The organism is Anaerolineae bacterium (genome assembly GCA_016931895.1).
Lineage (GTDB): Bacteria > Chloroflexota > Anaerolineae > 4572-78 > J111 > JAFGNV01.
This window is the reverse complement of sequence record JAFGDY010000123.1, coordinates 23,962-31,611: the sequence shown is the minus strand read 5'-3', so window position 1 is coordinate 31,611 and position 7,650 is coordinate 23,962. Positions and strand designations below refer to the sequence as shown.

The following is a 7,650-nucleotide window of genomic DNA, read 5'->3' as shown; positions in this document are numbered from 1 at the left end:
GGAACCGAAAATTACAGTTTTTTTACCCCAGATTTGTACTGTCAAAGCCAAAAATTACGCAAATACAGGGGGTATACGCTACTGAATAATTCTTCATCTCACTATGAACATGAAAGGAGCTTACCATGGGCGATCAAGTATATAAAACAATTGAACTGACCGGCACTTCTGCCACCAGTATGGAGGAGGCGGTTAATACGGCTCTGGCCAAGGCCGGGGAAAGCGTGCGCCAGATGCGCTGGTTTGAGGTGGTGGAGATACGGGGGACCATTGGCGACAATAAAGTCGGTCAATGGCAGGTCACTCTTAAAATTGGCTTTTCGGTAGAAGACTGAATCCATTACCCAAAATGAGCCAACAAAAAGGCGACTGTATTGCCCGCAGTCGCCTTTTGCATGCAAAAGCTCAGCACTATCCTCGCTCAAACATTTCCTGAAATTTCATGGCCAGCATCACATCTCCTTCCACCTTTATCTTGCCCGCCATAAACAGGTTCATGGGATTGGCCTGGCCATTGACCAGGGCTACGTAATCACTCGCCGCCATTCTGAGGGCCAGATTGGGTGAATCAATTTGGCCTTCACTCACCGAGATTTGGCCATCGGCAATTTTGAGGGCCCACTGCCCGCCCCCTTCGCCATTAAGGTCTATCAGAATGGTTTTGTTAAGCCCGGCCGCTTTATCAGGCAAAAAGGCTGCGGGCATTTTGGCAAAGATTTCTTGTACATCATCAGCGACACTCATGATTGGTCTCCTTGGAAAAGGTGATGGCAATTATGCTTCTTAGTATAACCCAACTCGCGTTACCCTGTCAACGAACACAAAAACTTTCGTTTGACCGGAGTCTGTCCCAATTTTTAGACCATAGGGTAGGGACAATGCCCTGTCCCTACCGCCAAAATTTTGGGACGCACCCGTTTGACCCTGCCAAATTGACGATACCAGAGCAAATCAGTAGAATAAGCCGAATTCAAGTCTGTCACTCTATAGTTCCAGGAGACATCCCATGGAGTTGAAAGTAACACCCTGGCATAAAGAAACACCGCCCACCGAAGAAGAATTACGCGCTCCCTTAGAAGAGCAGCAACTCAAGGTTTATCGCTGGTCAAACGCCCCGGAAGACGTTTATGCCAGCCATACGCACGGTTATCATAAGATTATATGTGTGGTCAAAGGGAGTATTCGCTTTGATTTGTCCACCCGGCATGAAACATTCCATCTGAAAGCCGGCGATCAACTTGAATTACCGGCCGGCTTGCGGCATAGCGCCATTGTTGGCCCGGATGGGGTTACTTGCCTTGAGGCGCACATTTACTAAAATCTGCTCTGAGGGAGGGCCATCAAATGACCGACGAAGCAGCACCCACCTACTACCTGACCATTCCAGATCTTCCGGTTGACGAACGTCCACGGGAACGACTAAAAAATTATGGCGCGTCGGCGTTATCCAATGCCGAATTACTGGCTATTTTGTTAAGAGTGGGCGCGCCTGGCGAAAATGCCGTGAACCTGGGCACCCGTTTACTCATTGAATTTGGCGGTTTAGCCGGACTGGCCAAAGTTGGTTTTCATGAACTAACAGAGGTCAAAGGATTAGGCCTGGCCAAAACGGCCCAACTCAAAGCATCGCTGGAGTTGGGCCGGCGTTTGCTCCTGGCCTCACCCGATGCGCGACCTCAAATCACTTGCCCCGCCGATGTGGCCAATCTTCTGATGCTGGAAATGGGCTGCCTGGAACAGGAAAACCTGCGGGTGCTGCTGCTTGATACCAAAAACAGGGTGTTGGGCAATAAAACCATTTATGTAGGCAATGTTAATAGTTCAATCATCCGCATCGGCGAGGTTTTCCGCGAGGCAGTGAGGCACAACGCCACCGCTTTGATTTTGGCGCATAATCATCCCTCCGGCGACCCCACCCCTTCGCCGGAAGACGTTCAGGTGACGCGCTCGGTGGTGGAAGCCGGTGTGTTGCTGGGCATTGAGGTCCTGGATCACCTGGTCATTGGTCATCAGCGTTTTGTCAGCCTGAAAGAACGCGGCTTGGGATTTGATGGTTAAAAATGGCGTCTGCCTCATACTTTACAAATCAGCAGCCAAATGTTATACTTTGACCCGTTAATCCGAAACTAACTTCCAGCAAAGCTATCAAGAGAAAAGGATTATCCTATGGCTTTTCCACGTGACGGTACTAACCCCATCGCCTGGCGCATTGAACAAATGAACGAGCGCATCCGCTCGGCCAAAGGGCAAGACCTCTATCTTTATTTGCAACCAGCCGAGGCCATAGATGGTATGTATGTGACCATCAATGGCCGCAAAATGCTACAGTTTGCCTCTTATGCTTATCTGAACCTGCTGGGCCATCCCAAAATTCAAGCTGCGGCTCGCGCCGCTTTGGACGAATTTGGCTCCGGCACGCACGGGGTTCGCATTTTGGCCGGGACCACCCGGCTGCATGTTGAACTGGAAGAAACCATTGCCCGCTTCAAAAAAACCGAAGACGCCATGGCCCTGGCCAGCGGCTATGTAACCAACCTGGGCACCATCGCGGCTTTGCTTGGTCGCGGCGATGTGGTTATCTCCGACAAACTCAACCACGCCAGTATTGTGGATGGCTGCCTGCTCTCTCGCTCCAAGTTCACCCGGTTTGAACACAACAACATGGAATCGTTGGAGAAGGCGCTGGCCGAAGTTCCCCCCAAAGCCGGTAAATTAGTGGTCACCGACGCCGTTTTTAGCATGGACGGCGATATTGTCAACCTGCCTGAAATGATTCGCCTGTGCAAAAAGTACGATGCCTTGTTAATGGTAGACGAAGCCCACTCGGTAGGGGTATTGGGTAAAACTGGCCATGGGATTGTGGAATATTTTGGCCTGGAGGGGGACGATATTGACATTCACATGGGCACTCTCAGCAAAACCATTCCCAGCATTGGCGGCTACATTGCCGGGCGTTCAGAGTTGATCACCTATCTACGGCACACTATTCGCTCCTTTGTCTTTTCTGCCGCTTTGCCCCCGGCCTCGGCCGCCGCAGCCAAAGCCTCTTTTGACGTTATTGAGGAGGAACCGGAACGGGTGCAGGCGCTCCAGGCCAATGTGGACTATTTTATCAAAGGCCTGCAAGAACGCGGCTTTAACACCCTCAACAGCGAAACGCCCATTGTGCCTATCATTGCCGGCGATGACGAGCGGGCCTGGTTGATGGCCAAATTGTCCCAGGAAAAAGACATTTTTGTTCTGCCGGTTGTTTCTCCGGCCGTGCCGGCCAATACCAGCCGCCTGAGAGCCAATGTTACCGCCGGACATACCATCGCCGAAATTGAACGAGCCATGGATATTTTTGAAGAGGCAGGCAAGGCGGTCGGCGTGTTAGCTGGTTAGCATAGAGGGAAAAACAATTGACTCTAAACAAAGGCCGTCTACCGCGTTGCGGTGCAACCAAACGGCCTTTCTTATTTGGCAGGTGATTAAGCAGGAGCGCGCCCGTGGCCGTCAGCGTCAAAATAATTCTGAATCCGGTCAGTGGCCGCTGGTCAGAGCAGGTTAAAATAGACAAGCTCAAGCCGGCGCTTCTGGTCGCCGGCCTTGACTATGCGCTTGAAACAAGCAAGAGCATAGACCACTGCCTTGAATTGGCCGCCCGGGCCCGGCAAGAGGGCTGGCCGGTGGTGGTGGCCGCCGGCGGCGATAGCACCATCAGCAGCGTGGCCAACGGCTTAATTCAGGCCGGAGGAGAAAACGAAGTGGGCACCCTGGGCATTATCCCCTTTGGCACGGCCAATGATCTGGCCGACATGCTGGGCCTGCCCCGCGATACCACCGCTGCCTGCCGGCGCCTGGCGGCCGGTAACACCCGGCTGATTGACGTAGGCCAGGTCAATGGCCGCTACTTTGTCAACAATTCGGCCATTGGCCTGGAGCCAATGGTCACCCTAACCCAGGACCAAATGCGCTGGGTGAAAGGAGAACTGCGTTATCTGCTGGCGGCGCTGAAAGTTATTGCGACCGCCGCCGCCTGGTCAATGCGCCTGACCTGGGATAGCGGCGAATACACCGGCCCGGCGGTGCTGGTTTCGGTAGGCAACAGCCCCCGGACCGGCGGCGTTTTTTATATGACCCCCAAAGCCGTGCTGGACGATGGCCTGTTGGATTTTGTATATGCCCAAGGTCTCAATCGCCGGGAATTGCTGACACTCTTACCCAAAACCTTCAAAGGCGAACATATTCATCATCCCCGGGTGGCCAACCTAAAAACAACATTTCTGGCTATCACCACCTCGCCCGGCACCCCCATCCAGGCCGATGGCGAAGTATTTGCCAAAAACGCCATCGAAATCAACTACCGGATCATTCCCCAAAAATTACGGGTAATCGTTTGAGCGCAAAACGCAAGCCATTAAGTGTTATTTACAATCTCTAATTTCTCATTTCTCATTGACTATGCTCCCTCAGTGGTTCATCAAACTCGGCTTTCATCTGTTATATTATCAAATGGCCTGGACCTACGACCTGGTGGCCTGGTCTGTTTCCTTTGGCCAATGGTCGGCCTGGCGACGGCTGGCCCTGCAATTTATGCGGCCGGGGCCAACCTTAGAACTGGCCTATGGCACCGGCGCTTTTTTTATTGACATGCTGGAAGCGGGCTACCGGCCGGTGGGCATTGACCTCTCGCCCTATATGGCCCGCCTGGCCGGCCACCGGCTCCGCCGCCACCAGTACGCCCTGCCTCTCAGCCGGGCCAAGGCCCAGGGGATTCCTTTTCCGGCCAATTATTTTTATAACGTTGTGGCCACCTTTCCCACCGATTATATGATGGCAGAGCAAACCCTTGCGGAGATCAACCGGGTTTTAAAAACCCCTCAGGCCGGCTCTCCCCCTGGCCGGCTGGTGGTAGTGGCCGAAGGACAACTGCGCGGCCCCTGGCCCCTGCGTCCGTTGTTGGATTGGCTCTACCGGGTAACCGGCCAGCGCGACCTTCCCCGCCATAAAGCCCTCACCTTGCTGGCGCAGCACAACTTTGCGGGTCGTTGGGAAAAGGTAGAAGTAGAGGGAGCGATTGCCCATCTGGTTATTGCCGACAAAACGTAAAACAAGCAGTTAGCTACGTCGGCTTCCTATTTTCTTTAACCCCCACCCAATGGTATAATGAGCCGCGGTATAGTTAGCCGGCCGGGCGCATCACGCCTGATGACTCTATCTGGCCGGACCCTGGAGTTTTTATTTTGAGCGAGATAACCAATCCCTACCGGCCGGATGAGCCGGTTGTAGATTCAACCATGCTTTTTGGGCGGCAAGATGCAGCCGATTGGCTTGAATTGCAGATAACCAATAACGCCCGCACGCTGGTTTTTACCGGACAGCCTCTCATTGGCAAAACCTCATTTATCAAACACGCGGGCGTCCTGCAAAATTTCAGTGCCGTTAACTTGCTGGTCTCCCTGCTGGAGCCGCCAAGCTTTCCCCAAGCGGCTATGGACAAAAAGAAAAAACAGCCCCCCGACGGGCACAAAGGGCAACTGGCTATTGACGCCATCTTACAACAAGTTATTGAACAACTGATACCCCAGTTGACACAACTCCATCTGGTAAATCCTCAACCCATTGACGCCGCTATGCCCCCCACCACCGTCCTGCACAATTTGTTTGCCCAGGCTAACCGGCAGGTGGGCCAAAATCGCCCCATCCTGTATCTTGACAACCTGCATCTTCTTATTACCGAGGACCGGGCCTTGTTAGCCACCTTTCTATCTGCGTTCATCCCGGTGTTAGATGTTTGTCCGCCGCTCCACCTGGTTTTCACCGTTAATCAGGACAAATTAAAAAACATGCGGCATCCTTTGCTGGATGCCGCGCCTACATTTAGCCTGACCCCCCTCACCGCCGACGCCTCGGTTAACATGATTACCCAGCCGGTGCGGCACATCCTGCGTTTTGATTACGGCATTCCCCGGCGCATTGCCGAAGTTAACTCCCACCATCCCTACTATCTCTGCCTGTTCTGCCACACTCTACTCAAGCGGCAGGGACATGACGGCTGGGTCAATCAACGGGATTTCGACTCGGTGTTAGGGGAAGTTCTGGACTCGCCCATTGAGCCGTTTAAACAAATCTGGGAAGAATCGAGTTGGGCCGAACGAGCCGTGCTGGCCGGTATGGCCGCCATGCAAGGCAAACACGGCCCTATGACCCAGGAAGAGGTAATCCGTTTTTTACAGCGCCAAAATGATGCCGTTATCCCCGAAGTGGTGGTGGAAGCTCTGCAAACCCTGGCCGAGCGAGGCGTACTCACGCCAATGGGCGCAGTCAGTTACCGTTTTTACGTTGAACTGTTACGCTTTTGGCTGCGCGAATACACCCAGCCCGCCGAAACCCTCAAAGAAGTGGATTGGGGACGCCTGGCCTCGCAGAGCAAAACGCGCGCCCAAAAATCTCAATCGCCAACCGCGGCCCAGTCTCGCCAGGCGGCCAGGGAAACCCGGCCAACCAGAAGGCGCATCTTTTGGCCGGTGTTCCTCGTTTTATTGATCATAGTGTGTTTACTGGCCGGCGGCGGTATTCTTGCCGCTCAATTTTTTAACGTGCCCTTGGCTTTTTTGTCCACGCCCACAGCGACCCCCACGGCCACGCCCAAAAGTCTAACCGGAGCAGCTACCACCGGCCCCCTCACCCCCAACGCTCCGGCGGAACCAACAGCCACCCCTACGCCCACCCCGGCGCTGGTGGTCAAACGCACCCTGCCTTCCATCACCTACATGGGGCGGGATATTGGCCAGAGTTGGCGCATTTACGTAATGGACGCGGACGGCTCAAACGTCACCCCCCTCTCCCCGGAAGGAGTGGACGGCACCGCGCCCACTTGGTCGCCCGATGGCCAGCGGATAGCCTTTGTTTCCCAACGCGACGGCAATCGAGAAATTTATGTAATGGAGGCCAACTGCGCCAGCCTGCCCAAAGGATGCGGCCCATCGGCCGTCAACGTTACCCGCCACCCGGCAGACGATTGGACCCCCGCCTGGTCGCCCGACGGGGCGCAACTGGCCTTTTCCTCCCTGCGCGAGGGCAGTTGGGAAATTTTTATCATGGACACGGCCTGCCTGGACGTCCCCGAAACGTGCCGGGATAACCTAACTCAAATCACAACCGATGGCAACCTTAATATCTCGCCGGTCTGGTCGCCGGACGGCAGCCGCCTGGCCTTTAATAGTAAAGCGAGCGGTAATTGGGATATTTACACCATGACCCCTACTGGCTCCGACATCCGACAGATTACGACCGCCCCGGGCAATGACCTATCGCCGGCCTGGTCGCCCGACGGGACGCAGATTGCCTACGAAGCCAATCAAGAGGGTAATGTAGAAATCTATATCATTGACGCTAACGGCGGCGGGCCGCCTCAAAATATATCCAATGTTTCCACCGCCAATGATCACGGCCCAACCTGGTCGCCCGACGGCCAATTTCTTGTTTTCTATTCCAACCGCGAGGGCAATTGGGACATCTTCTCAATCTCGCTCGACGGCCAAAACGTCACCAATCTCACCCAAACCCCCAACCCAGATGATCCCCAAACCCCCTACCGTGACGAGCAAACGCCGGCCTGGCGGCCTTAAAAAAGCGGCCACCAAATTCAACTTGTCACAGAGGTTC

8 protein-coding genes are annotated in these 7,650 nt (G+C 54.2%); 7 read left to right on the top strand and 1 reads right to left on the bottom strand.

The window, feature by feature from the left end; translation table 11 throughout:
* The first annotated feature begins 125 nt into the window (after positions 1–125).
* Positions 126–335 (top strand): dodecin domain-containing protein, encoded by a 210-nt coding sequence (locus JW953_09465; protein ID MBN1992923.1) that lies wholly within the window; start codon positions 126–128, stop codon positions 333–335.
* Positions 336–411: 76 nt separating this feature from the next.
* On the opposite strand, the gene JW953_09460 is transcribed toward JW953_09465, so the two are convergent.
* Complete coding sequence (locus tag JW953_09460; protein MBN1992922.1) at positions 412–744, bottom strand: SCP2 sterol-binding domain-containing protein; 333 nt, start codon at positions 742–744, stop codon at positions 412–414.
* Positions 745–1,006: 262 nt separating this feature from the next.
* Here JW953_09460 and JW953_09455 point away from each other — a divergent pair, with 262 nt between their 5' ends.
* The 6 genes from JW953_09455 to JW953_09430 all read left to right on the top strand — a co-directional run bounded on the left by JW953_09455 (position 1,007) and on the right by JW953_09430 (position 7,613).
* A complete protein-coding gene (locus JW953_09455; protein MBN1992921.1) occupies positions 1,007–1,318 on the top strand; it encodes an AraC family ligand binding domain-containing protein in 312 nt (103 codons plus the stop codon).
* 26 nt (positions 1,319–1,344) lie between these two features.
* A complete protein-coding gene (gene radC, locus JW953_09450) occupies positions 1,345–2,058 on the top strand; it encodes a DNA repair protein RadC (protein ID MBN1992920.1) in 714 nt (237 codons plus the stop codon).
* Between the two features lie 108 nt (positions 2,059–2,166).
* Positions 2,167–3,384 carry an aminotransferase class I/II-fold pyridoxal phosphate-dependent enzyme gene (locus JW953_09445; protein MBN1992919.1) on the top strand — a complete coding sequence of 406 codons (1,218 nt, stop codon included), beginning with the start codon at positions 2,167–2,169 and terminating at the stop codon, positions 3,382–3,384.
* Positions 3,385–3,488: 104 nt separating this feature from the next.
* Entirely contained in the window at positions 3,489–4,382 is an 894-nt protein-coding gene (locus JW953_09440; GenBank protein MBN1992918.1) for a diacylglycerol kinase family lipid kinase, read from the top strand.
* A 55-nt stretch (positions 4,383–4,437) separates the two neighbouring features.
* Positions 4,438–5,091, top strand: a complete 654-nt coding sequence (locus JW953_09435; protein ID MBN1992917.1) for a methyltransferase domain-containing protein — start codon at positions 4,438–4,440, stop codon at positions 5,089–5,091.
* A gap of 134 nt (positions 5,092–5,225) precedes the next feature.
* The gene (locus JW953_09430; GenBank protein ID MBN1992916.1) at positions 5,226–7,613 is read left to right on the top strand and encodes a PD40 domain-containing protein; all 2,388 of its coding nucleotides are present in this window, start codon (positions 5,226–5,228) and stop codon (positions 7,611–7,613) included.
* Positions 7,614–7,650 lie beyond the last annotated feature (37 nt).